This is a genomic window from Paenibacillus prosopidis (assembly GCF_003337375.1).
Lineage (GTDB): Bacteria > Bacillota > Bacilli > Paenibacillales > Paenibacillaceae > Pristimantibacillus > Pristimantibacillus prosopidis.
In genome coordinates, this window is sequence record NZ_QPJD01000022.1 from 49,881 (window position 1) to 74,274 (window position 24,394).

At 41.7% G+C, this 24,394-nt stretch carries 22 protein-coding genes; 17 read left to right on the forward strand and 5 right to left on the reverse strand.

Annotated elements, in window-relative coordinates:
- Both DFP97_RS26690 and DFP97_RS26695 read left to right on the forward strand, forming a co-directional pair.
- A partial coding sequence (locus tag DFP97_RS26690) for a hypothetical protein (protein WP_220271197.1) occupies window positions 1-284 on the forward strand: 284 nt, incomplete at its 5' end.
- A gap of 493 nt (window positions 285-777) precedes the next feature.
- Entirely contained in the window at window positions 778-996 is a 219-nt protein-coding gene (locus DFP97_RS26695; protein WP_114383725.1) for a transcriptional regulator, read from the forward strand.
- Window positions 997-1,270: 274 nt separating this feature from the next.
- Here the strand turns inward: DFP97_RS26695 and DFP97_RS30470 are convergent, their stop codons facing one another.
- A complete protein-coding gene (locus tag DFP97_RS30470; protein ID WP_147275097.1) occupies window positions 1,271-1,642 on the reverse strand; it encodes a hypothetical protein in 372 nt (123 codons plus the stop codon).
- Between the two features lie 108 nt (window positions 1,643-1,750).
- Entirely contained in the window at window positions 1,751-2,098 is a 348-nt protein-coding gene (locus DFP97_RS26700; RefSeq protein WP_114383726.1) for a VOC family protein, read from the reverse strand.
- Between the two features lie 383 nt (window positions 2,099-2,481).
- On the opposite strand from DFP97_RS26700, the gene DFP97_RS26705 reads away from it, so the two are divergent.
- The 3 genes from DFP97_RS26705 (at window position 2,482) to DFP97_RS26715 (ending at window position 6,458) form a co-directional block, all read left to right on the forward strand.
- Window positions 2,482-3,249: a ParA family protein gene (locus DFP97_RS26705; RefSeq protein WP_114383727.1), complete on the forward strand. Its 768-nt coding sequence runs from the start codon at window positions 2,482-2,484 to the stop codon at window positions 3,247-3,249.
- The gene (locus DFP97_RS26710; protein WP_114383728.1) at window positions 3,236-3,508 is read left to right on the forward strand and encodes a hypothetical protein; all 273 of its coding nucleotides are present in this window, start codon (window positions 3,236-3,238) and stop codon (window positions 3,506-3,508) included. Before DFP97_RS26705 ends, DFP97_RS26710 begins: the two co-directional genes overlap by 14 nt.
- A 1,507-nt stretch (window positions 3,509-5,015) precedes the next feature.
- On the forward strand, window positions 5,016-6,458 hold the full coding sequence (locus DFP97_RS26715; protein ID WP_114383729.1) for a replication initiation protein: 1,443 nt from the start codon (window positions 5,016-5,018) through the stop codon (window positions 6,456-6,458).
- Between the two features lie 933 nt (window positions 6,459-7,391).
- On the opposite strand, the gene DFP97_RS26720 is transcribed toward DFP97_RS26715, so the two are convergent.
- Complete coding sequence (locus tag DFP97_RS26720) at window positions 7,392-7,721, reverse strand: YolD-like family protein (RefSeq protein ID WP_114383730.1); 330 nt, start codon at window positions 7,719-7,721, stop codon at window positions 7,392-7,394.
- A 556-nt stretch (window positions 7,722-8,277) separates the two neighbouring features.
- Entirely contained in the window at window positions 8,278-8,691 is a 414-nt protein-coding gene (locus DFP97_RS26730) for a hypothetical protein (protein ID WP_114383732.1), read from the reverse strand.
- A gap of 882 nt (window positions 8,692-9,573) precedes the next feature.
- On the opposite strand from DFP97_RS26730, the gene DFP97_RS26735 reads away from it, so the two are divergent.
- From DFP97_RS26735 to DFP97_RS26745, 3 genes are all read left to right on the forward strand, one after another.
- On the forward strand, window positions 9,574-10,422 hold the full coding sequence (locus DFP97_RS26735; RefSeq protein ID WP_114383733.1) for a MerR family transcriptional regulator: 849 nt from the start codon (window positions 9,574-9,576) through the stop codon (window positions 10,420-10,422).
- Between the two features lie 137 nt (window positions 10,423-10,559).
- The gene (locus DFP97_RS26740) at window positions 10,560-10,925 is read left to right on the forward strand and encodes a hypothetical protein (RefSeq protein WP_114383734.1); all 366 of its coding nucleotides are present in this window, start codon (window positions 10,560-10,562) and stop codon (window positions 10,923-10,925) included.
- Between the two features lie 13 nt (window positions 10,926-10,938).
- Complete coding sequence (locus DFP97_RS26745; RefSeq protein ID WP_114383735.1) at window positions 10,939-12,309, forward strand: FtsZ/tubulin family protein; 1,371 nt, start codon at window positions 10,939-10,941, stop codon at window positions 12,307-12,309.
- Between the two features lie 1,421 nt (window positions 12,310-13,730).
- Here DFP97_RS26745 and DFP97_RS30475 read toward each other — a convergent pair.
- On the reverse strand, window positions 13,731-14,003 hold the full coding sequence (locus DFP97_RS30475; protein ID WP_147275098.1) for a hypothetical protein: 273 nt from the start codon (window positions 14,001-14,003) through the stop codon (window positions 13,731-13,733).
- 175 nt (window positions 14,004-14,178) lie between these two features.
- On the opposite strand from DFP97_RS30475, the gene DFP97_RS26750 reads away from it, so the two are divergent.
- From DFP97_RS26750 to DFP97_RS26790, 9 genes are all read left to right on the forward strand, one after another.
- A complete protein-coding gene (locus DFP97_RS26750) occupies window positions 14,179-14,598 on the forward strand; it encodes a hypothetical protein (RefSeq protein ID WP_114383736.1) in 420 nt (139 codons plus the stop codon).
- Complete coding sequence (gene mobP3, locus DFP97_RS26755) at window positions 14,595-17,240, forward strand: MobP3 family relaxase (protein WP_114383737.1); 2,646 nt, start codon at window positions 14,595-14,597, stop codon at window positions 17,238-17,240. Before DFP97_RS26750 ends, mobP3 begins: the two co-directional genes overlap by 4 nt.
- Before the next feature lie 115 nt (window positions 17,241-17,355).
- Window positions 17,356-19,272 carry a VirD4-like conjugal transfer protein, CD1115 family gene (locus DFP97_RS26760; RefSeq protein WP_114383738.1) on the forward strand — a complete coding sequence of 639 codons (1,917 nt, stop codon included), beginning with the start codon at window positions 17,356-17,358 and terminating at the stop codon, window positions 19,270-19,272.
- 27 nt (window positions 19,273-19,299) lie between these two features.
- Window positions 19,300-19,644, forward strand: coding sequence for a hypothetical protein (locus DFP97_RS26765; RefSeq protein ID WP_114383739.1), 345 nt, complete (start codon window positions 19,300-19,302; stop codon window positions 19,642-19,644).
- Between the two features lie 12 nt (window positions 19,645-19,656).
- Complete coding sequence (locus tag DFP97_RS26770) at window positions 19,657-20,544, forward strand: conjugal transfer protein TrbL family protein (protein ID WP_114383740.1); 888 nt, start codon at window positions 19,657-19,659, stop codon at window positions 20,542-20,544.
- Between the two features lie 11 nt (window positions 20,545-20,555).
- Window positions 20,556-20,867: a PrgI family protein gene (locus tag DFP97_RS26775; RefSeq protein WP_114383741.1), complete on the forward strand. Its 312-nt coding sequence runs from the start codon at window positions 20,556-20,558 to the stop codon at window positions 20,865-20,867.
- Entirely contained in the window at window positions 20,864-21,568 is a 705-nt protein-coding gene (locus DFP97_RS26780) for a TraC-like domain-containing protein (RefSeq protein WP_114383742.1), read from the forward strand. Before DFP97_RS26775 ends, DFP97_RS26780 begins: the two co-directional genes overlap by 4 nt.
- Window positions 21,561-23,423: a VirB4 family type IV secretion system protein gene (locus DFP97_RS26785; RefSeq protein WP_114383743.1), complete on the forward strand. Its 1,863-nt coding sequence runs from the start codon at window positions 21,561-21,563 to the stop codon at window positions 23,421-23,423. Before DFP97_RS26780 ends, DFP97_RS26785 begins: the two co-directional genes overlap by 8 nt.
- Window positions 23,423-24,379 (forward strand): M23 family metallopeptidase, encoded by a 957-nt coding sequence (locus DFP97_RS26790; RefSeq protein ID WP_114383744.1) that lies wholly within the window; start codon window positions 23,423-23,425, stop codon window positions 24,377-24,379. The genes DFP97_RS26785 and DFP97_RS26790 overlap by 1 nt, the downstream gene beginning before the upstream one ends.
- The last annotated feature ends 15 nt before the right edge of the window (window positions 24,380-24,394 follow it).

Here is a 24,394-nt window from a genome sequence, read left to right on the forward strand (position 1 = left end):
TTTATAGTTTCGTAGTCTTGTCCATACTGATGCTATACAGTGACTCGCGTGGAAGGATGAGAAAAATGTTTGTTAAGGAACGCAGTCGATTTGGTATATTCATTGACTGCCATGGGATCAAACAAGAGAAAATAAGAGAAATATCAAAAGTTAGTCGGGAGACCATTTCGAGAGTCTGCAAAAATAGAGATTATATGCCTGCCGGTAAAACGATGAAGGCATTAGTAGCTGCGACGCGTATGCTTACCGGAAAACAGGTTAAATCAGATGATTTTTGGATGTAGACCATTCTATATTGCAGGTGTAAGGCTTGTGGTTGTTGCCGAGTAATATCGGCACAGCGCGACTCGCGGACGATTAAATGGTCCAAACTGCGGTTATAGAGTTAAACTTGAGGCTAACCTGTACATACAGCTGTACATATGTACAGCTGTATGTACAGGTTAGCTACTCGACATCACTCTTCGGTGAATACATTGACCGCCATGGGAGAGAAATATTAAAACCTAGTCGGGAGACGATTTCAAGGGTCTGCAAAATAGATGATATTCCTGAAGGTTACATTGGTGCAGCATGCAAGCTTACCGGAATAGGATAAATCAGATGATTTTTGGATGTTGAACATTCTTTATTGTAGGTGTAACGTTTGGTGTTACCGAGTAACGTAGGTAAAGCGTGACCAGCAGCTGGTATGTGGTCCGAACTGCGATGTTTTATAGTTTCGTAGTCTTGTCCATACTGATGCTATACAGTGACTCGCGTGGAAGGATGAGAAAAATGTTTGTTAAGGAACGCAGTCGATTTGGTATATTCATTGACTGCCATGGGATCAAACAAGAGAAAATAAGAGAAATATCAAAAGTTAGTCGGGAGACCATTTCGAGAGTCTGCAAAAATAGAGATTATATGCCTGCCGGTAAAACGATGAAGGCATTAGTAGCTGCGACGCGTATGCTTACCGGAAAACAGGTTAAATCAGATGATTTTTGGATGTAGACCATTCTATATTGCAGGTGTAAGGCTTGTGGTTGTTGCCGAGTAATATCGGCACAGCGCGACTCGCGGACGATTAAATGGTCCAAACTGCGGTTATAGAGTTAAACTTGAGGCTAACCTGTACATACAGCTGTACATATGTACAGCTGTATGTACAGGTTAGCTACTCGACATCACTCTTCGGTGAATACATTGACCGCCATGGGAGAGAAATATTAAAACCTAGTCGGGAGACGATTTCAAGGGTCTGCAAAATAGATGATATTCCTGAAGGTTACATTGGTGCAGCATGCAAGCTTACCGGAATAGGATAAATCAGATGATTTTTGGATGTTGAACATTCTTTATTGTAGGTGTAACGTTTGGTGTTACCGAGTAACGTAGGTAAAGCGTGACCAGCAGCTGGTATGTGGTCCGAACTGCGATGTAGAGTTATATTTAAACCAAACCTGTACATACAGTTGTACATATGTACAGCTGTATGTACAGGTTTTTCGATCACCGCTTTTGGCAAGCTCTCTCCGTCGTGCCTTCCCTTAACCGGTGTTTTGTTAAACATAGCAGATGATAAATGCGAATAGGCAGCTAAGATAAATCCGGATTTAAGCAACATAATTCCACCTTTTTCTGATATTTTCGTCATCAAACGAGGGAATTCATTCTTACTTCAAAGTATATTTTTGTAAATAACTAAAGGATGGGATCATGGCGCTGATCATCTCAACAGATATTCCTTCAGGGGAGGCTCGGCCATTTAATCTTTTAATTCAATTCTATTTCCTTCTGGATCAAAAACTACTCCTATCGTTCCCCATTCGAAGCTCTTCACTTCAACCTTTACTCCACGTGCCACAATCTCCGATACGGCTGAATCAAAATTATTAACATTGAATCGAATTACCGTTGGATTTTGCGACCTTGTCTTTTCTTTATCTGAAGCTACACCATTTTCCTCAAGCATAAGGTAACTGCCGCCGAAATCCAAAATAGATAAGCTGTTACCACGTTGACGGATTTTCATGCCAAGTTGTTCGGAATAAAACTTTAATACTAATTCGTAATCCTCGTAGAAAAGAATAATGACTGTTTCTCTAATCTCCATTAGTTATTACCTCTAATCGTTTATTTGCTTATCATAAAGGATTCTCTTCAAAAGATCGTCAGTACAATGTAGTCAACTTCTACGTCTTTAGTCTCAAGATTACATTGAGTCTGTTAGGTTTACTCAATTAATTGCTCGTATGCTTATTGACGCATCGTCAGTCCATAACTTTATTTCTCACTACATATATAGGCCAGAATGCCCCTAAATCACTCCTTCTGCACCTGGTGGAGAAAGCTGCCCTCCCAATTATCTAAAATTGGACCAAATCCTGTACATACAGCTGTACATATGTACAGCTGTATGTACAGGTATAAAAAAGTTGTTGCTCTTCGTTTTCATTGTGTTACAATACAGGTATACAGTTTTAAAGGAGGTAAACAATGGGGATTGTCATTAGTTTTGGTATCCAAAAAGGTGGGGTCGGTAAAACGACAGCTTGTGCGATCACGGCTCATCTTTTGTCAAAAGAAGCTCGCGTTCTAGCTATTGACTTTGATAGTCAGGGTAACCTAACTGAGTTTCTCACACGAAGGGATATTTACGACTTTACAAAACAAACGATTCTTGAAGCCATTCAGGAGAAAAATCCAACTCCATATATTGTACGCATCACAGATAATCTTGATTTAATACCTGCAGAAGATATTCTATCGACGTTTAGCCGGTGGTTATATAGAGACTACAAAGGGGATGCTACCCAGGCTCTGAGAAAAACCATTGATATGGTTAAAGACCGTTATGATTATATTTTAATCGACTTGCCGCCAAACCTTGGGGATCAGACCATTAATGGGCTAACTGCGAGTGATTTTGCAGTTGTAATCTTACAGTCTGAGCCATTTTGCTATTCCGCTCTAGAGAGATATCTTGAAACACTTACTGTCGTTCAGCAACGAACGAATGAACGGCTTGCTTTGGCTGGTATTCTGATCGCTATGAGCGATGGACGAGCCGGTATAGACAATTCCATCGTTGATAAGGCAAAGGATGAATATGGCCCGATGGTGTTTGACAGTATTATTAAACGGCGTAGCCGTATTAAAGAGTTTGTACTGGAAGGTATCCAGGACAGTACGAAGTTTGATCAAGGCGTATTGGAGTCATATATAGGGTTTGTTGAGGAGCTGAAGCAGCGTGTCAACCAATAAGGCTGATAAATTTAAATCGCTTATGCGTTCCCCCTCCGGGAACCAAGAAAATAAAGAAGAAATTATTTTACCGACTGAAATTGCGAAAAGTCCTGCTCACGAATTGGTGCAGATCAGTGGGAAAAAGAAAGCTACATTTGAACTTGATGCTGAATTGCATAGGTGGCTTAAGGTACACGCACTTACGATTAATAAAGACATGGTCCAGATTCTAGAAGAGGTATTAAGGAAGTATCGTACTGAAACAGAGAGGAAATAGCCCTCTTTGTTTTGCCTGTATACCTGTACATATGTACATACATATGTACAGGTTTCTGCAGGTTTGATGGATTACGAGATAAGTCGATCATACGACTGGATTAGAGTAATCGATCATTTTATCTTATTTATATTTGATAGTGAAGTCCCCTAATATGTCGAACCCCTGTAAGATATTCTTACCGAATGTTATTACATATCGAATCTTCTGTATCTGTGATCAGCTTGTCATGTCGTCAAAATGATCTCTTCTTTTCTTTATGGATTTAGAATCAAATCGTTTGGAGTATGCAGCCTAAGCTCTAGTTACAAAGATTGAAAGGTCTCAAGCCCAACCAGACAATTGTTCTAATTCCCCGTATATCGTCCGACCCCGAAAAAAACATCTGGGTTCCATTGGATTTTTAACGGGACTTGCGAGGAAGTAACATCTATAAATCAATACAGTTTCCTGTACAGCTGTACAGGAGTACATACAGATGTACATCTGTATGTACAGCCACATGTACATCTGTACATGTGTATGTACGTACAGCTATACAGTTTTGAAATGTCATTCCATTCTATTAATTGGTATGTTAGAATGAGAGGGAAATAATAACCAAAATACAACAAAATAAGCTAGACAGTTTTCTAAACTTGTTTGGGATCGGCTGTACTATATTCTTAAAGAGATACGTTTCCATCTCCAAATCTACTATTTCCACTATATTTTTGAAGTGGTACGCTCAACTTGTCTTGAGTATTACGACACAAAAAAAGGGTTTTCAATGGTTCTTTGCTATCAAATTAGTCATTAGTTCCTACTATTTTTCAATGTTTCCCAAATTTCGACTTCCTTTGACTCTATTAATGTGGTATATTATTGGTGTAATGATTTTCTTTTTAAAGAATGCTATATCCCTTGACAATAGAAAAAAAGCCACCGTTTCAAGCGACTAAGAGTTGGTAGCTCTTAAGCTGCTCCATCCGATCTGACAATCGGTGAAACAGGCGCTAAACAATGACTCTTTTTAATAGGTTAATACTTGCTGTATTTAAGCAACTTATGACCCTATTTTATCACACTACAAGAGTATTATTCAACCCTTTGTAGCGTGTTTGAGAGCACTTTCGTTGTGATTTGTGTGTCTTTACATACAAAAAGCCCTGGATCTCCCCTTGTGTGCGGGTAGAGCTAGGGCTTTTTTAATTTTCTGTCAAAGGGGTCCAGCTGGGGTTGCCAACCCCTACTTGAAAAGGAGCCTGTACATACCTTGGCGTAAGCCCAAAACCGAATAAGGAGATTGGCGCTTCCGAACTACTTTTAGATTTTTTTCAAAAAATGGATTTCGGAGGCTTATTTTTTTGCGCCTTTTTTTCGGATAAGGATAGATGCCTGGTAGACAGCGCACATAGCTCTAATATCTTGATTTGATTCCACATTTTGATGCCCCTTTTTTCCATTTTTTGAAAATGGGATGTAGAGGGCTTGCTTTCCTATTGCCTTTTTTAAGGAGGACAGTCCTGTGACACAAATAGTAGCTATCGATCAATCATTCACCTCTCTTACCAAACCTGAAGCTTTTTTTTCTTTGCTGTACGGTGCTTATATGATAGAAAGACCGAAGCGCTTTCGTTCCAAGCTGTCTGCTTCGAATAATAACGATCGACAATGGGTTTTTGTAGGTGGGAAAGAGCGCATGAAAAGCTTGGCTTCAAAAGCTACGCTGTTTGCTGTTCTATCTGATCCTGAAGTAGAAACGACCTACTATACGCCAAACGGCTATTATCGTCGGGATCTTCGTTGGACGGAATCGCTTCGCTGGTTGAATGCTTTTGTGTTTGATTTGGACATCATTGGGGAAACGATTGTAGAAGTGCTAGAGAGATTCGACAACGCGGGTCTTCCTCGTCCTACGTCGATTATTAAAACTCCGAGTGGTGGATATCATGCTACATATGTGTTTTCGAAGCCGGTCCGAGCAACAACCAAAGCCATTCGACTGTATACGGCCATCATGGGTCACATGGCTGTTGACCTTGGATCAGATACGGCAGCTGTTGGCGCAAATCGTATTTTCCGCACGCCAACCGAGCAAAATCTGATCTATTTTGAACCAAGTAATTGCTACGATTTTGAAGTGTTTAAAACCTGGCGTGATATTAATCATCCTTACGAGCCGGATAACGCGGGTTTCTTTAACATACATACAGGTAATATTATGAATCATCCTGCTCTTCAATATTTGCTAGAATCCCCTTGCCAGGAAGGCAGACGGGAACAGACTGCACTTACGCTTGCTCTGGCCATGAAAGCATCCGATTGGCCACAAGAGCGCGCTGAAGCTGCGCTGCGGGATTGGTTTATTTCATGCTGTTCCAAAGGCGCACAGGCCGGTAAAAAGCCTTTTACGCAGCGTGATGCGGTTTATAAAGCGGGCTATGTTTTTCGTAGCCCTAAGTTTCATGCGCCAAAAGCAGATGTAATTCGAGAGCTATCTGGTCTTCCTTTTTTCTATCAGACACGCAATTGCTGGGAGAGTGCGAAACCCCGTTCTGATCGGGAGCGCAGTCATCTTTTCGAATGGGAAGCCGATCTTTTGGCGCTACTTAAAACCGAAAAGGAACTTTCCGGAACACAACAGGAACTGGCTACACGCCTCAACTGCCCGCTGACCTCATTTAAGGCGATTCTTTGCAGGCTGAGAGCGGACGGTCGTGTGATCGTCGAGACACGCAGAGGTCGCGGCGGTTTGACTGTGGTACGCCTTCCTGAACCTCCACTAAACGAACCGGCTTCGGACAATGTAATAGTGTTCCCGTTGGCCGAAGCAACGCCAAGTGTGCCTATTCGTGATGCAGAGATTATTCATGCCGATTTTCAGCTTAAACGTGTTACACGGATCGATCGACTACCGGCTGCAGAAGTTTCTGAACCAGAAGCGCCAGATCCTGAACCACCTGATTAATAAATTGGTCGTTTTTGAATTAGAGCTATCGAACATTGTACGTGGGAGGGGATATATTCGTATGTGGTAAAATCGTTTAAATTAAATAGTTCATACTCCATATACAGGGGGTAGGGTGGTGGGCGGGATCCTTTTTCTACTTCGAGATTAGAGTTGGTGGGTGGAGTAGCACTGCGTCCTTTCCGCGCTGCACTTGTGGGTAACTCTTTTCCGGTATTCTCTTTCTGCACATCCCTCTGTCTATTGGGGGAATTTGAACTGGGGAACTCCGCCCCCTGCGTAGCTGGTGCTATTCTACTGTTATATGGGATATGAGTTGAGTTGATCCCTTAGCTCTCTCTGCATCCCGCCGTTGGATAGCGACGTCCAGATGAATCAGGATTGCGTTGTAGCTGTTCTGCAGACAGCGGGCAGCACAGCTACAACGGCTAGCTGATCGTTTTGCTGACTAATTCCAGAAGACCAGGGAACGTGAGCTCCAGCTGCTTGCTCCGATTTCAAGGAAAACCTATGGAGGGATGAATAAATGAATCAATGTACAATTGATGGATGCGATAATCCAATAAAAGCCAAGGGTCTCTGTTCAATGCATCATCAGAGATGGTATAGGTACGGAGATCCTTTATATCAGAAATTCAGACAACAATATAAGCCACTAAATCCCGTTAAACCTAATGTTATTTGTTCAATAGAAGATTGCAACAAGATGCATACGGCAAGAGGTTTCTGTAGACTGCATTATAGGGAATGGTATAAATCGAATAAGAATAAATAACGGTTTATAAGGCGAAGCTTTTGAAGACCCGTAGCGTGAGCTGCAGCTGCTCGAGTCGGCCGCCGGCGCTATCCCTTCATCCCAGTCACTGTCTGAAAGAACCAGGATTGCGTTTAACACGAAAAAAGCCTCCTGAATGTCAGAAGACTTTTTGTCGTTTATTCAACTGCTATAATGTTCTCAATGGGAAACCATTCTCCATCCATTCGAACGCGACGGCCAAATGTATCGACCCGTTCGATGACACCAATAGCACGTGTATCTTCAAAACGGTCGAACAGGATTAGCGTAATCTCAGTTTTGTTTGTAAAAGACTCTGTTATCTTACGGTAGATGATTTCAAGTTCATCACCGTCAAGTATAGGCTTTTCTTGTGTAAAGGTATCGCGACGCTGGATAATTAAGGAAGCCAGGTGCTCCGGTAAGATTATCCTTGACGATTCCCATAATCCGTTACCGGTCAATTTTTTTGATTGTGCGGTCGTCATATCATCACCTCACGCACATTATACCAGAACATTTGTTCGAGCGTCATCCAAAATGTTTTCGATAGGTAAGTTGTAAAAATTCGAGAAGCTGTACGGGCGGAAAGTCAGCTATTGATATATAAGTTTTTGACCGATCCAGGTGGTGCTCATTAGCATCCATTTGGTTTGTCGTTAATCCACCTTTGATTCTATCTTTGACAATCTAGTAGATTTATATACGTTTGATCTAGAACTTTAACTTAATTTTCCTCGTTGTACAGCCAACCTAAGCATATGATTAGCAGATTTCAACTAAATGACAACTAAACATCATATGTCAGCTAAGGTTGTCAACGTTTGAGTAAGGCCGGACATTTCACGTTAGTCCCCATACTATCCCTCTGCTAATTCCTTTTTAAATTCCTCATAATGTTCATCACAAAGAAATATTTCTTTATCTTCTTTTCCCTTATTCTCCTTGATCCGCTTGTCCACCTTAATAACTAGAAAATTAAGATGAACCTTGTCCCCCTCGAAATCGTTTCGACCACACTTTAAACATTCTCGAAATGCCATGTTATTCAACATCTTTCTGATCGAGAATGTCTTGGAACTCCGGCGACTTGTGGAGATCATCGCGCATAAACCAGTCGATATATTCTTTCACTAATTCGAGATTAATTCCCGTGTATTTATATGGCAAGTTTGAGCGGATCAGCGCTCCGATATGATCTAGAATCGGAATAAGTGACTGATAATCTCCCATACGGTTTTCACCTATATCGTCACGAGTTTGATCGAATGCGTTCTCGATGAGAAGCTTCGCCGCACTGACGTTAAGATCTTTTTTGTTTTCCCCTTGATTCCCTCTCCCTTGCCAAGCGATGGTTATTCCGTTTCCTTCAAAGTCAAACTCTGACGTACGGAAAACCTCCTGATCTTCATTAAGTCCTAACATTCCGAGAATTTCTTTTTTATCAGTTTTACTCATTGTGCCTCTTCTCCCTTACTCCCACGCCTAACGAAAAAAGGCTCCCGCTGAGGTGCTTCCATGCGGAACCTTATCGATTGGTGCTTACGGATTTGTAATTCGAATATATCATGGCTTGTCGGATTCCGTCTATTATAACAACTTGCGCCAACATTCTGACGGTGAGGACGCTCTATACCAACAGCGCAGCCTACTGATGCTAGACGCTGGTTTATGGTGTATGTAGATCTTGAAATCAATCATTGATTCGGATTGATTCGACAATCTACACCCCTTGTTTAATAAGGAATGGTGGCATTATGATTGAATTATATTGAATGAATTGTCAAGCAATCTATTTTGAATAGAATTAATTTTATCAATCCTTTTAGTTTGAATGCAATCTATATCACTCGATTCCAATTAATAGGGAGGGAATTTTGAAAGTCGGTTTGATTCTAATTATCATTCTGATGAACGAGAACGAAACAGATTGGCCGGTCCAATCACATATTTGAATGAAATTGATTTTATCAATCGTTGTAGTTTGAACGCAATCCATTCCATTTGATTCCGATTAATAGGAAGGGAATTTTAAGAGTCCATTTGATTCTGATCGAATTTGTATGTCACACCCGGTGAACGAGAACGAAACGAATGAAGGACAAGGGCTGGTCCAATCACATATTTGAATGGAATTGATTTAATCAATCGTTCCAGTTTGAATGGAATCCATTCCATTTGATTCTAATTGAATTTGTTTGTCGCACCCGGTGAACGAGAACGAGCTGTTAGTTGACATAGCTGGACCGATCGCATATTTGAATGGAATTGATTTCATCATTCTTTATAGTTTGAATGCAATCAATATCATTTGATTCCAACTAAAAGGGAGGGAATTTTATGAGTCAGTTTGATTCTGATCGAGTTTCTATTGTTACACCCGATGAACGTGAACGAAGGGAACAAATGCGGGAAAGAATCAGTGTAGTATTTCAAGAGGATACATTATACAGGCTTCTGGAGGACAAGGGCTGGACAGACCGCATATTTGAAGGTGAATTGCTTTCTTTGAAGGAAGGCGAGAGCTATAACACTGAAAATACCGTGGAGATTCTAGACTTAAAAGGTCAGCAAGATATTAGGAACGTGTTTCGTGTTCTTAAACATTATGTCAGACCTGATGAAAGCACCGGCCATCATAGATTTGACTATAAAGCTATCGTTAGACTACGAATGATCTTCCTTTTGAAGAAGGATTACACGCTACCGTCTTTGGAAAAAGTACTTACCTTAACAAAGCCTGGCGGTACAGTTAATCAAGATACCAATGAAGCGGTTCTTCAAGCTCTTGAAGAGAATGGCCGGAAATTTGATTTGGTAGCTCAGTTCATCAAACAATTAGCCGAAAACTTAGGAACACAGAATAAAATGCTTGAACTGCAAAGTAAAGATGATGTTTTAAAAAATAAAATAGACGAGCAAATCCAATTAATCAAAGAGATTGCGGCTGCCAGGGATCCGGTACTAGAGCGCAATAATGATTTGACAAAATGGATAACCAGATGTCGTATTGAATCTGAGCTTACTAAAGAAGCGATAGATTTATGGTCGAAGAAACCTGCGAAAGAGAGGAAAATTAAAACAGGTCTATTTCAAAGTTCTGAGGACATTAACAAACGTGATTCGTTCATCCAGGAATACAAATCTAAGCATATCGAGGATCGATTACGGAATGAAATAATGCCTTAGAATATACCATAAAAGTTGCATATTTATTCAATTTTTACTTGCATAAATAGGCAATTCATGGTATATTTTATATATACTCTTTATGACTCTTAACTAATCTTTTGTAATCGTTACGACTCGTTTGGAAGGAGGATACAATGACCCAACAGACTATTGAAATCCAAGCCATATGCCGAAAGATTCTACGGAATACGGTACTCGACATTTTCTATTTAATCATGGAGGAAAAAGATATTACCAAGTCAGATATTGCACACAGATTTGCACAGCATGATCCGGACCTGGATGCAAAGGTAACGAAATACAGAGGCACGGTTGATGTAGGTATTGCTAAGCTCGAAGGTGCAATGTTTATAGATCATTGGGAACAAGGACAGTCGAATCATTATTATTTGACTACATATGGTAAACAAGCTATGTCCATCATGGAACATCTCATAATTGAAGATCCGTTAATTTTAAATGGTAGCAAAATTACTGCAAAAGTAATGACCCAAGATTAAGGAGGAATGAACAATGATAAAGGATCTTGATCTGAAAAATAGAGCAGCTTTAATTGATGGAGTTTGGCCACTTGAAGGTTTTGTTAAACAAAAGAATGCGGAAGCAAGCATCAAATATGGATTTATTGGACTTGGACAAGGTGGATCCAAAATTGTTGATGCATTTGCTGGTATCCGATCTTTTAAAGATGGTGAACCAGTTTATCCTTGTCTCATCGTTAACTCCAACTTGGGAGATATGAAGCCTCTCAAAAACATTCCGAAACACCTTCAATTCGGGCTGAAGGGTTACGAACAGGGTGTAGGAAAAAATCCCGAAATCGGAAAAAAAGCTTTCCTCGATAACGGTGAAGAAATATTCGCGAAAATAGCCGAACGTATGTCTAATTGCCAACTGATCTATGTTGTCGGATCAATGGGCGGTGGTACTGGAACGGGAGCAATTAACGTCTTGATTGATGCAATTGCTGATTATCTGGCAATTCCCGTGGCGTCCATCATTAGCTTACCAGTTCCACATGAAGTTGAAAGTTTAAATGCATACAATGCAACAACAGAGCTGCTTCCAAAACTTAAAGACGTAAGGCAGGATGAAACTGACCGCGTGTACCGTGGACTTGAGAATATATCAATCCTGGATAATCAAAAAATATTTCAAGACCATTACGAAGATCCAGAATTCCCAGATTTAAAATTGACTTGGGATTTCTATAGCAACTATAAAGTTACGAGCATCATTCATGAATGGAATGTTCTAACAAGCCTTGAAAGCCATATTTCACTCGATGCAGCAGACCTGTTTAACAATATTTTGCTAACAGGCGGTGTTCTTACATACGCTAAGAAGAAAATCAACTTGGATGAAGCAGTTTCCAAGGATGATTTGATTACACAAATCATTGAAACCTACAAGGGGAAAAACGTACTAGCTAACGGGTTTAATTACAGCAAGGATATGACAGCTATGGGTTTAGTCGTAGTAATGCCAAAAGAACGAGCGGATATGTTGAACCAAGATACACTCGAACTTATTCGCATGAAATTTCAAAACGAGCTTCCAAACGTCAGTATTTATCCCGGATTCGTAAGCTCGAATAGTCAACGACATGCTATTGTTTATACGATTGCAAGTATGGCTGGTTTACCTGAACGAGCTAAAAATCTTCGCCAAGAAGCGGGGGAACTTGAAAGACTCCGGATCGAAAAGGAAAAATCGGCTTCCGGTTTTGAAATAGGGGAGAAGATCAATAGAAACCCGCTGAATCCTACTGTCCGTAGAGTAAGCCAAAGTTCAAATCCATTTGGTCAACAAGAAGCCCAACAGCAGACAGCTGCAGCTTCACAGCAAGCAGCACCATTTAAAAGAAATCCATTCGCAAAATAAGCACTATATTATCAGGCCCTCCTATGAAAAGGGGGGCTTTTTTGCGTTCTTTTTAACCGAGTGCAATCCCATGGAGAGCTGTTGGCATAGTTTTTTTTGGCCGTTGGTTACTGTAGGAAGGAAATATAGTATTAGACTCAATGTGTTGTTCCAGCGCGGATAATGGATAACAAACAGTCAAATTTGATGAAATACTATTTTCCCTAGGTCACCGTTGCCGGCGACAGGACACAGCATTGCTCGCCATTAGCTATTGAGGCTATTGCTTGGTATTGATGATTGAGCTGCGACCAACGTTTCTTTCGAGAAATGTTTTCACACATTATGTGTCATTTCGAGTTATTTTGAATCATTTCGATTCTGAGTCTCATTGTTAAATCAGAATACGGCATGTCACTGGTAATGCCGTATGTTGCTGGCCTTCAAGGCAGTCGTCTGGCGTTACTGCTTGAACATCTGTTATAAGACTCAATTTGAGTCATTACGTTTCTAAATAACTTATTTTTGGAACGGACAGACCACGGTGTGCTTCGTTTCTTTAGTAATATTTATTTAACTCATTATGAATCATTATGTATCCTATTCTCAATACTGAAACGGACATTGAACATAGTACGCCATTGGAAATGCCATCAGCAGTTTACTTAGCTAGTCGCCTGGTGCTAGTGCTTGGTCTTCGCCCATACCTGCGAAGAACAATAATCGTCGTTCTCGAATGAAGCTGCTACGGATTAGTGATAGTGTTTGAGTTTTGGCTTCAATCCAAATCGTGGTTGCTGAGTTAACGGAATTTCCGGATGGTCCGTCGATGCATAGCATATTACGTTTTCTTCGCGAAAACATTCTTCATCGTTACGACACATAAAGAGTCGGTTGTTTTTTGTCGGTCCGGATACCTGCCATCTAATCTCATCTACTTCCCAGGAGTTCGATACCCACCGGAAATCAAACCTTGCCTGGCGTGCTCGTTTCGGCTTCTACCAAACATCGTGTTGAGAGATAGTAGGTTTTTCCTGAATAGAGTAATAGAAGACCAATAGGAGGCTCTTTAATTGAAGAAGAGGCTTCCTTAGGGATAGCTTTAGTCATTTTGAGTCACACTCTATTAGATTCATTATGTCTCTTAATAACTCATTTTGTGTCTGATGTTTCTTAATTTAAGCTAGGTTTGATTCCGCGGTTCGCACGTGTGTGTCGGCTGCTCTTATCTTGAGTTTCGTTTTGTGTGAGAAGCTTTCTGAAGCTGATCGTTAACCAATCATATTTCTTCTATCTACTTACCTGGCGATTTTTGGTTACGGATCGAACATCGATAATAAACTGGGATTTCTAGATGAAGTGCAGGGAATCGTATTTATGGACACGTATCTCGCGGCGTGCGAGTTGTACGGTCGCCGGTTGTTGGTCAAAGGCCAACGTTTTCAACCAGAGCCTGGAGCAGATGCTACGACAGTAGCGCGAAGCAGCACGAGGTAGGGGGGACGGTAGAACAGTAAGACAGGGATCAGCCTGATTTTGGCTGGTCCCTGTCTTACTTTACCGACCATGCAGGCTGCTGTAAGCAGACGCAAAGAGGCAGCCAAAATCCAAGCGGCCGAAGGCTGGATTTTGTAATGCAGGATAAGGGGCGTGGAGCGCCCTTTCCACACGTAACAGGCAAAGCCTGTTAGATTATAAGGTTTTTGTTTCCACATTGATTTCCACATTATAGGGAATAATGCTTATATCAAATCCACATATTTCATATTATAATAGTTCCAATGGTTCATATCAATTCCACATTAGGGGGTAATAGGAATTATTCCCTATAGGTATAAATGCTTATATTAATTGTTTGGAGTGGCGTATTATGGCAAGGGGGTGATGATATTGCCGAAAAGACCACAGATGCGATTTGACGTAGATGAAGAACTAGCTTTGCTGCTAGAAGGCTCGAGAGCCAGGAGAGGTGAAAAAAATTTAGGGGATACGTGCCGCCGATTGCTTCGTGAATCTTGCAAGAGAGAAGCGTTAGAGGACGGGATGGATACCTTAACACCGATACTCCGGAAACTGATCAAGGAAGAGTTTAAGGTTTCAGAGAATCGTATTGCGAAAATCGTTTCTAAATCTGCAAATGCTGCTGCGACAACCATGTATATGTGCTATCAGGTTCTGGCGAGTTTGGGAACCAAAAATATGCCGGCCATCTATGAAGCTGCACGGAGAAAAGGCGTCAACTTTGTCAAAACGCCTCTTGATGAATTGATGATTGATGAAAAGGGTTCTAATAGAGAGGAATCATCATGAGTAAAGCTTTTGATTCACCGTTCTTTATGCATCTTTATTTCTATAAACCTTCTGCAGAAAACACTTCAAAAAACATGAGTCATATTTCTTACATCGGGATGAGGCCCGGCGTGGATCTTGGCACTGAGAAGATATTAGATGAATCTGCATTGGAAGATAATTTTGAATTGGATTTAGAAGAGGAATTTTACATATCGCCGGACTCTGCAGCTGGGCATGTCAAATATGCACATGAGCGTCCGAGAAGTCATGGCCTGTTTTCATCGGATGAAGTCAATAACGTGAAGGAGGTTCAGCAAGAGCTAAACTCACATAAGGGCATCGTTTGGCGGGGCATTTTAAGTCTAAAAGAAACGGACGCTATCCGATTGGGGTACGACGATAGGGAAGCATGGGAGGATATGCTTCGATCAACCGTTCCACTAATGGCTAACGAAATGGGAATCCCAGAAAGTAATCTTCGCTGGGTGGCTGCATTTCACCAGGAGCAAGGACATCCTCACGTACACCTGGTACTTTGGGAAAAGGATCCGAAAAGACAGCGGGGATTGCTTACATATCCTGAAACAAAGGAAATCAAAAAAATGTTCGTCAGTGAAATTTATGGCGAAGAACGATTGCGATTATCTCAAGAGAAAACCGCCGAACGTGATTTGATTCGGCATATAGCAAAAGAGGATCTTGTTAAGACCGTGGAGCTAATGCGTGAGGTTCGAGCGGAGCAAAAGCAAGTTGAGCTTGAAATGAAAGCTGCTGGTGCTGTTCGGTCGGTGGGAATACCTCCGAAATTGTATAAAGAAACAAACGTCGAATTAGCCCGCAAGCTTTCGGATCTATCAGCCATCATGCCCCAAAGGGGGCGCTTGTCATATAAATTTATGCCGGACGACGTTAAGACGAAAGTCGATGAAATATCCGATTGGGTTTTGAAACAACCGGCTCAGCGGGAACCGCTAGACAAATACTTTAATGCCGTTGAAATGATGACAAGGCAGTATACCTTCAAACCTGAGCAAATCGAGGATGCAAAAAATAAGGCGTTTGCTGATATCCAAAAAAGGGTTTCACAGATTGTATTAAAAGCTGCTAGTGAATCTCAGAAAGATAACTTTATGAATGTCGTGCCAGAGAAAGCTCAAGTCGTAATCGAACAGTTTTCACAAGCAACCGGTGCACCGGAAGATGTATCCCAAGCAGTCGTTCGTAATTCGGCACAACATTTACGGTTACTTGGATTCTCGAAAGAAGACCAAATAGAACTATTTGAATCCTGGTTAAAGCAAGCTGATCTGCGAATGAATGCAATCGAAATCAATCAATTGCTGGATAACGAGTACAATCAACCGGTGATTGATACTGAATTGAATCATTCATCTGTGAGTGCCGTTCTAAAGTTTTCGGGCAAGAGCGATCAAGAGATTATCGGACTTTTTCAAAATAGAATGGGTCTAAATTCGGAAGAAGCTGCTGCACTTCTGCAAAATGCAGAACAGGATCTTGCTGAATCCAAAGAGTTGTTCATGTCCGAAAAAGATTGGATCCGGTTTAATCAAAACATGGGGACTAATGAGGCATATCCATGGAGACCGGAGGAAATATCTACGGTGATTCCGGAAGCCAAGCAATCCTTTGTTGAAAACTTGGGCAAGGCTGTTTTTGAACCGGAAATGACTGATCAAGAACGAGGATGGACGGCTTACTGTATGGCGGTCGGATTGAAACAGTTGGGCCTTTCTTCAGATGAACGAAAAGAAATTATGTGGGAATTTGCATCTAAGAATCACGTTCCCGATTTAAACCGGATCTTAGAAAACGTAGAGAAGGTTGAAACCAATTACCTGAAAAAACCAACATGGGAAAAGATAACGAAGGATATCGGCATTAAAACCGAATACCCATGGAGCATAAAAGAGGTAATTGTTCTGGATCGAGATAAACTTGCGGAAGCTGTCCCAAATATGGAGAAATCACAACCGAAACAGAACGATAAGGAAGAGGCTAAATGGACAGCTGAACAGTTTGTCCAAATTTTGAAGGCTATTCAAACAGATCCGAAGCATGTTGATGATAAAGTGAAACATTGGAATAGTAAGGGTCAATTGTTGGACGAAAAAGAACTGCCTTTAAGTAACGCCGATAAACGGCGTAACGATGATGTAGAAGTGATTCGGAAACATTTTGGTATTAAGGATGCGCAAAATGAAACAGTTTCAAATTTCGCGAAAGTAATGTTTGCAGCCGGGCTTAATTCTGAGGAAGTAACCAAAATGGTGAAAGATTGGAATGTGCGATCCAATGCCAATATTCCCGAATCAAAGCTAGACAAGGCGCTTACTTCAGCTGAGAAATACTGTAACGAAATTAAAGCCTGGGGTCGAGTACCTTATATCAGCAAAAAGGACTTTCAAAATGTATGTAAGACGCTGCGCGTGAATGCTCCTTGGATGTGGAAAGGTGATCGGGAATTTAGGGAATATGAAAGAAACGCTGCAATGGGAATGGCACAGGGGGTTTGGAAATCGATCTGGCGGGGAATTGAACAAGAACGCGTACAGACGGAAGCCAAAGGAAAAATCTTGCAACAGCAGCTTATCCGGGAACAAGTATATCGTCAACAACAAAGCGAAGAACAAGAACGCTAATTAAGGAGGTGAACGAATTGGGTATGAACTTACAGAATAGCCAGCAGATCGATTGTATGTCTTGTTTAATTCTCGTAACAGATACTAAGAGTGACTATGCGGGGGGAGGGTAACTTTGAAAAAGGGGAAAAAGATTCGCTGGATAACTGTCGGATTCATTTTTCTTTTGGATGTATTGTTACTTCCATCGTTGATCCAGTTCCCGTTGTACGTGAAAGAGTACAAAGTTCAAGGCCCGCGCATGTGGATTCAAGAATTTAATCCCATTAAGACATTGGCTAATACGATATTAGACATCGATCTCTTAAAGATATTTTTGACCCTGCAGGGTATCGTCATTTTGCTTTGTGTTTTAACAATTTGGGATACGAAGATCAAACGTAATAATCGCAAGATGGATGGCGTAGAGGGTCCTGAAGCTGCTGGAAGTGGGCAGTTTGGGACAAGCCGTTGGCAGACGGAGGATGAAACGGACAAGTGTTCAACCGTATGGCATATCGACAAAGAAATTGAAAAAGGCGGGACCATCTTAGGGATGGATCCGGAGTTGCGTAAAGCTTGGTTGGATTCCGAGGACACGCATAAGCTTATCATCGGTTCAACGCGATCCGGTAAAACGAGAACTGTCGTTTATCCAACTATCTATGCCAATGCAAAAGCCGGCGAGAGCATGATCCTCACTGATCCGAAAGGTGAACTTTTTGATCGAACATCCGATTATCTCAAGGAACAGGGCTATGAAGTTGTGGTGCTGGATTTTCTGGATCCTGGTCGGGGCAACAAATGGAATCCGATGAATAATGTTCTCGAAGCATTGAAAAATGGGAACGAGTCTGCAGCTGCAGAAGCAGCATGGAATACGGCTCATCTACTCGCTCACCAAAAAGATTCAAATGGTGATTCGATTTGGGAGGACGGATCGGAATCTGTCATTGCTGCATTGATCTTCGCAATTGCTAATGAAGCCCGAAAAGAAGATCAGAAGCATATGACATCCGTTTATAAGACCTTGGCTGAACTTGGCGAAGTTCTAAAGGTTAAGGTCGGAAATACGTTGATGGACTACGTACCTCTAAATGAATTTTTCAAAAATCTGCCGAAAGATCATCCGGCAAGGGACGCATTTGCTACCGCCCGACTTTCTCCGGAGAAAATGCGTGGTAGTTTCTTCGGTAGCGTTTCGGTTATGCTTCGCCTCTTTGCGGATCCAGGAGTCGCTTATTTAACCGGTTCCCAAGATCACCGTTTGGAGGACGTGGGGCGTAAGAAAACGGCTGTATTTCTTATCATTCCGGATGAGAATACAACTCGCCATCCACTAGCAGCTCTTTACGTTGACCAAACGTATCAAGCACTTGTGAAACTTTCTCGAAAGACAAGAAACAGGCTTCCCATTCGTGTCCATATGCTTCTCGATGAGTTTGGTAATATGCCTAAATTTAAGGACTTTGTTGCCAAGCTTACGGTTTCAGGTGGTCGGGGAATCCTTTGGAACATTGTTGTTCAAGGTATTGGGCAAATCAAGAAAACCTATGGTGCAGACAGCTTGGATACCATTTTGGGTAACTGCCACACATGGATTTACATTTTGACTGCCGATGAAGGAACAGCAAAGAAAATCAGCTTTATGACAGGCCGCTACACCGTCGAAACGGATAATATCTCATCGTCCATCAGTGGTAAGAATAACAATTCGACCGGAATGTCTACGAGCCTTACAGGACGCGAGTTGCGGACCCCGGATGAGATCATGAGATGGCCTAAAGAAATGTCTTTGTTACTTCGATTGAGATATCATCCTGCAAAGCTTCCTTGTCCAGACATAACCAAATGGCCATGTGATGAATTGTTCAAATGGCGTGAGGATAACGATGATCGAATTATTAAGAAGGTTCCAATTTTCATTCCGGACGTTAACGGCAGCCAGTCAGATCCAGGCGAAGAAGTTGCTGCAGCTCATGAAACTTATGATCCAAACGTAAGTGAAGATAACGCCAAGTATAAAGAAACTGATTTAGACGAAATTGATTAAATCCATTCAACTAGGAGGAAACAAATTATGCTTACTATTTTTAAAAATGTAAAACGAAATGTCATTTCCCTTTATGTGATTACTGCATTGTTCGTAAGTCAGGTTACATATGCGAGTGCGTTCGGAAGATCAAAATATGCAACCGGTACAGCGTCACTCCTTAATGATATCTTTACCTGGCTCACAACAATTATCATTCCAGCAACGGCAGGATTGATGATCGGTTATCAAGCTTGGAGAAAGAAGGTAGCTGATGGTGACGGTGGTACGATCACGGATGCAAACAAGGCTATTAAACGGATTCTTATTGCGGCGGTAATTGGGGTAACGGCTTCCACGTTAGTAACTCTCATCACTGGCTACTATAAGTAAGGCCGATTCCATATGGTAAAAAATTTTATCAATTTAGTTGCCGGGTTCCTGGAATACTTAGCCGATGAATCTATAAAACTCGTTTTGACGTTTTTCGTTTATATCGGAAAGTTGGGGACCGTGGTGTTAGATATGCCGGTAGTTAATACCGGCATTCTATACACCCAAGAAGTAGCTGGCATGTGGTTGGCTGTTAAAATTGCCTACGAAGCTTACATGATATATATACTACGTCAAATGGGTGAACCAACATCCGATCCAACCAATTTGTTAATAGGTGCTGTTCGTTCGGCCAGTGTAATTGCGGTTATGCCATGGCTTATGAAATACATGTACGGTTTTGGTATTGAAATGGGTTTTGAAGTCGCTGCCCTTCCTGGAACCGGATATGGTGATCTCGATAGCAGCAACTTTACCTTGTTATATAACCTCATGGCACAAGCGGGATCTGCATTGATATTTATTGCGGTAGCGATTCTGTTTGCAGTGATAATGCTTGTCGTTATTATCATTCAAAGCTTTATTCGTGCAAGTGAACTGGCTGTGGCAGCATGGATGGGTTCGTTTAGCGCTTTAGGATTGACTAATAAAGATAGCCAAGGTTGGCAGTCATGGTGGAAAGACACCCTTGTTATCATCTTTGCTGCAGCATTGCAGATGGCCATGTTAAAGTTCAGTTTTTATACACTCACACCGATCAAGGTGGACGTTGCTGGAAAGTGGGTAACGGTTCCGGGGATTGTGAACCTTTGCCTATTTATAGCTGCACTCTGGGTCACATATAAAGCACCGACCATATTGAAAGAAAAACTCCATTCAACCGGTATCGGACGTGTAGGTGGGGCAGCTGTACAGAGTGTTGGCCAATCCGCAATGATGCGAATCATTATGAAAAAATAAGGGTGATTTCGATGTATTTAATACCGAGGAACGTTGGTGGAAGGTTTGAATTTTTTGAGGGATTTGGGATCAAGGAGCTTATTTTTTGTGCATTGGGTGCATTGATTGGGCTAGGGCTTACATTCCTGCTCGATCTATTTTCGGTAAGCCGTTTTGTGAAAATTCTTCCTGTACCTGGGATTACAGCAGTTGTTTTCTTTATCGTCAAAGTGGATCCACGACTTGGGACATCGATGATCTCTAGCTTTATTAATCAGAAAAAATTTATATCCAAACCTCGACGCTACTTTTACATTTTTGGTGAAGGAAGGAAACAACGGTGATCAAAAAAATTTTAAACCGGGGCAAGGAAGCACAGAAACAGGATCAACCTAAAACCCCCGCACAAACACATCCGGTTACCGGTTCCTCCAAATCGAATGTTCCCTCCGTACAGGCTTGGTTGCCTTTTTACGACGTCAATATGGGATTCCTTTGGCGGCGTGATAACCATCTTGTAACAGCTGTGCGAGTAGAACCTATCAACCTTTCCTTGCTCTCCGAAAAAGAGCAAAAAAGAAAAGTACATATGTTGTTCGAAGTCATTAATGGTATGGAGTGCGAGTGGGGAATAACTGCACTGCAGCGTCCTGTAGATCTTGACGAATATATAAGCAACCAAGAAGCTTTGCGTAACCAAGAAACCCACTATATGCGCCGAAGAATCTTGGATAGTTCGATCCGCAATGCAGCAAATGTTGCAAGCAGCGGCGAGGCAATTGAACTTATGTTCTATATTTTATTGACAAATCCCTTATCTGCAAAAAAACAAGCACTTGATATGCAGCAGTTACAGAACAAGGCAATTGAACTGGCAGATAATTTATCCGGCGCGGAGTTAGAGTCGCATGTATGTGATGATCAAGAATTAAGAGAGTTAGAATTTCTTTTTCTTAATCCTCTACAGGCTGCATTTGAGAGAGCGCCGCAATCCAGCGGCCCTTACTTACCACCGCGTTTATCAATGGAGGTTAATTATGGTTGAACCGGCTAAAAAGAAAAAATCTGCAACTGCAGGCGGTCCAGCCTTATCCGGATTGCTCGATTATATAAGTCCTCCTGGACTACACTTCAAACCCAAAGATGTCATGCTTGGAGAAGTCCATTCTAGGGTGTTGGTGATAAATGCTTATCCGACTGAAGTGGGACCAGGGTGGTTATCCCGAATTACAAAAATGCCGGGTGTGACCATTACCGTTCATGCCATTCCTACGGATCCCTACAACCTTATCAATGAAATCAAGGTGGCTATGGGCGAAGCGGAATCCAGGATGGATTCTGGCAACAACGTAGCCAGAAGACGCGCTCAAAAGCAATTTGAGGACTGCGAGAAGCTTATTCAAAAGATTGATGAGGAACAACAAAAAGTATATAACGCCGTAATCGTTATCCTCGTAACAGCCAACGATCCCGAAATTTTGGACATTCGTGTACGAAACGTAGAGCAACGACTTGCTGGAATGGGGATGAAAGCCCGCCCACCTATTCACAAACAAGAGGAAGGCCTGCTTTCTGTAGGTCCGTGGGGCATCCTTCATCCGGATATCTTCAATTTTGGCTACCGAAATATGCCCTCGGAGTCCGTAGCTGCGATGTATCCTTTCATTTACTCCGGTATTAACGATCGTGATGGGGTATTACTTGGAAGGGATTCGACTGGTGGTATCGTGCTTATTGACATATGGACACGCGGCGGTGATCGAACAAACTCTAATCTCACTATTTTAGGGCGACCAGGTGTCGGTAAATCTACCACCATTAAAAAATGGTTAAAAGAAGAGTTCGGCCGAGGTTGCCGGATTATCATCATAGATCCGGAAGATGAGTATTCAGGGTTAGCCGAGGGTTGCGATGGAGCGGTTATCGATACCGGTAACGGATCGAAAAGTCGTATCAATCCGTTGCAAGTGCGTATGCGTGTTCCTTTGGATCTGGATGATGAGGACGAAAAGAGTCGTCTTTACAGTGAAGAAGAAATATCTCGCGGACCATTGGCGCTACATTTTAATTTCTTACGCACGTTTTTCAAGCTGTATTTGAAAGATGGAAAACACGATTCAACATTTTCGAAAATGCATCTTTCATGCTTAGAAATGGCGCTCGAAGAAATGTATGGCCATAAAAATATTTTTTGGGATACAGATCTCACAACGTTTAAACCTGAAGATTGGCCGACCATGGCGGATTTGTATGTAGTCATAGAACAACGCGCCAAAGGTGAAAAATACAAAAAATATTGGGAAGATTTAGAGCTGCTTCTTTATCCAGCTGCTAAAGGTGCCGATCAAGATTTGTGGTGTGGGCCGACAACTTTACAAGCCAAAGACGAGATCGTAGTACTTAATATTCAGCAGCTCCTTGAAGCAGATGACACCCTTAGAAGAGCACAGTTTTTCAACATTCTATCCTGGGCATGGAGTGAGATCGATGCTGATTGGCAGGAAAAAATCATTTTAGCCGTCGATGAAGCCTATCTTTTGGCTGATCCAGATACGCCGCAAGCTCTGATGTTTCTAAGAAATACCTCCAAGCGGATCCGGAAACGGGAAGGTGGCTTATGGGTTATTACTCATAACATGGTTGACTTCATGGATCCGGCCATTAAACGATATGGTCAAGCGCTTTTGGATAACCCGGCTTATAAGTTCATTATGGGTCAAGGTGAAAACGACATCGAGGCACTTACACAGCTCTTGTCATTAAGTGACATGGAGATCGAAACAATATCCCAAGCGAAGCGAGGTCAGGGCTTGTTAATCGCTGGTAGCAAACGACTTGCGGTAAACGTCAAAATTACCAAAGAAGATGAAATGTTCATAGGAAATGCTGGTGGTCGATAATGCCAGCATGGGCGGTTAAAATAGGGCTGCAAGTTGCACAAGATCCGGAAAAAGCTCTAAAGTTTTTGTTTTTTGGAATCATGATCATCATTGTTTTATTTATGCTCTTAACGCTGCCTTTTTTTCTTCTGTTTATACCGGCTGCAGAACCTGAACAGTATAACGATTACAGAAATGCTGCTTTGCGAATTGCGAGTGAATCCGGTGATCAATTAATAAATTGGCAGGAAATGATTGCACTAGACGCCTTTTTATTAAAACAAGATTTTTCGAAGAGTAACCCTACCCATATCTATAGTTATTTTAAAGAGGCATTCATTTGGAGCGAGGATGTAAAAATAGAGGTTGCTTGCGTACCGCCGAAAAAACACTTTATCTGTACAAGAACGGAAACTGTATATCATAAACGCTCACTCGACGAAGTGATGAGCCGATTAAATCTATCAACTGAAGATAAAGAAAGTGTTCGAAACTACTTAGCTTTAAATTTGGATGATCTTGATGATAATTCGGAGGTCGATGGGCCGATCGATATACCACCAGGAAATTTTACGCCTGTCATAAATCAATTTACTTGGCCATGTGATGTGTATCGAGTGACCAGTGGATTTGGTACTCGTATCGATCCTATAACCGGATTGCAAGGTGCCTTACATGGTGGAATAGACATTGGAACACCTATGGGGACGGAAGTAAGAGCAACAGCGGGTGGTGTAGTCAGTTTCTCTGGCTATACAGAAACAGGAGGTTACATGGTTACTGTAAACCACCAAAACGGATACGTTACAAGATATTTACATTTAAGTGTAATGCTCGTCAATGTCGGGGATAAAGTAAGACAAAACGATGCTATTGCTCTGAGTGGCAATACCGGTAGTCGAACCACAGGTCCCCACTTGCATTACGAGATTCATGAAAATGGGGTAAAGAAGAATCCGCTCTTATTCTACAAATAAATGGGGGAAATCCCC

What these genes read in the sequence shown, in the direction of transcription:
- DFP97_RS26720 (WP_114383730.1), bottom strand. Translation starts at nt 7,721, where the DNA reads ATGACGACCGCACAATCAAAAAAATTGACCGGTAACGGATTATGGGAA.
- DFP97_RS26740 (WP_114383734.1), top strand. Translation starts at nt 10,560, where the DNA reads ATGACCCAACAGACTATTGAAATCCAAGCCATATGCCGAAAGATTCTA.
- DFP97_RS26745 (WP_114383735.1), top strand. Translation starts at nt 10,939, where the DNA reads ATGATAAAGGATCTTGATCTGAAAAATAGAGCAGCTTTAATTGATGGA.
- DFP97_RS26770 (WP_114383740.1), top strand. Translation starts at nt 19,657, where the DNA reads ATGGTAAAAAATTTTATCAATTTAGTTGCCGGGTTCCTGGAATACTTA.
- DFP97_RS26785 (WP_114383743.1), top strand. Translation starts at nt 21,561, where the DNA reads ATGGTTGAACCGGCTAAAAAGAAAAAATCTGCAACTGCAGGCGGTCCA.
- DFP97_RS26730 (WP_114383732.1), bottom strand. Translation starts at nt 8,691, where the DNA reads ATGAGTAAAACTGATAAAAAAGAAATTCTCGGAATGTTAGGACTTAAT.
- DFP97_RS26790 (WP_114383744.1), top strand. Translation starts at nt 23,423, where the DNA reads ATGCCAGCATGGGCGGTTAAAATAGGGCTGCAAGTTGCACAAGATCCG.
- DFP97_RS30475 (WP_147275098.1), bottom strand. Translation starts at nt 14,003, where the DNA reads ATGTGGAAACAAAAACCTTATAATCTAACAGGCTTTGCCTGTTACGTG.
- DFP97_RS26695 (WP_114383725.1), top strand. Translation starts at nt 778, where the DNA reads ATGTTTGTTAAGGAACGCAGTCGATTTGGTATATTCATTGACTGCCAT.
- mobP3 (WP_114383737.1), top strand. Translation starts at nt 14,595, where the DNA reads ATGAGTAAAGCTTTTGATTCACCGTTCTTTATGCATCTTTATTTCTAT.
- DFP97_RS26700 (WP_114383726.1), bottom strand. Translation starts at nt 2,098, where the DNA reads ATGGAGATTAGAGAAACAGTCATTATTCTTTTCTACGAGGATTACGAA.
- DFP97_RS26765 (WP_114383739.1), top strand. Translation starts at nt 19,300, where the DNA reads ATGCTTACTATTTTTAAAAATGTAAAACGAAATGTCATTTCCCTTTAT.
- DFP97_RS26775 (WP_114383741.1), top strand. Translation starts at nt 20,556, where the DNA reads ATGTATTTAATACCGAGGAACGTTGGTGGAAGGTTTGAATTTTTTGAG.
- DFP97_RS26705 (WP_114383727.1), top strand. Translation starts at nt 2,482, where the DNA reads ATGGGGATTGTCATTAGTTTTGGTATCCAAAAAGGTGGGGTCGGTAAA.
- DFP97_RS26735 (WP_114383733.1), top strand. Translation starts at nt 9,574, where the DNA reads ATGAGTCAGTTTGATTCTGATCGAGTTTCTATTGTTACACCCGATGAA.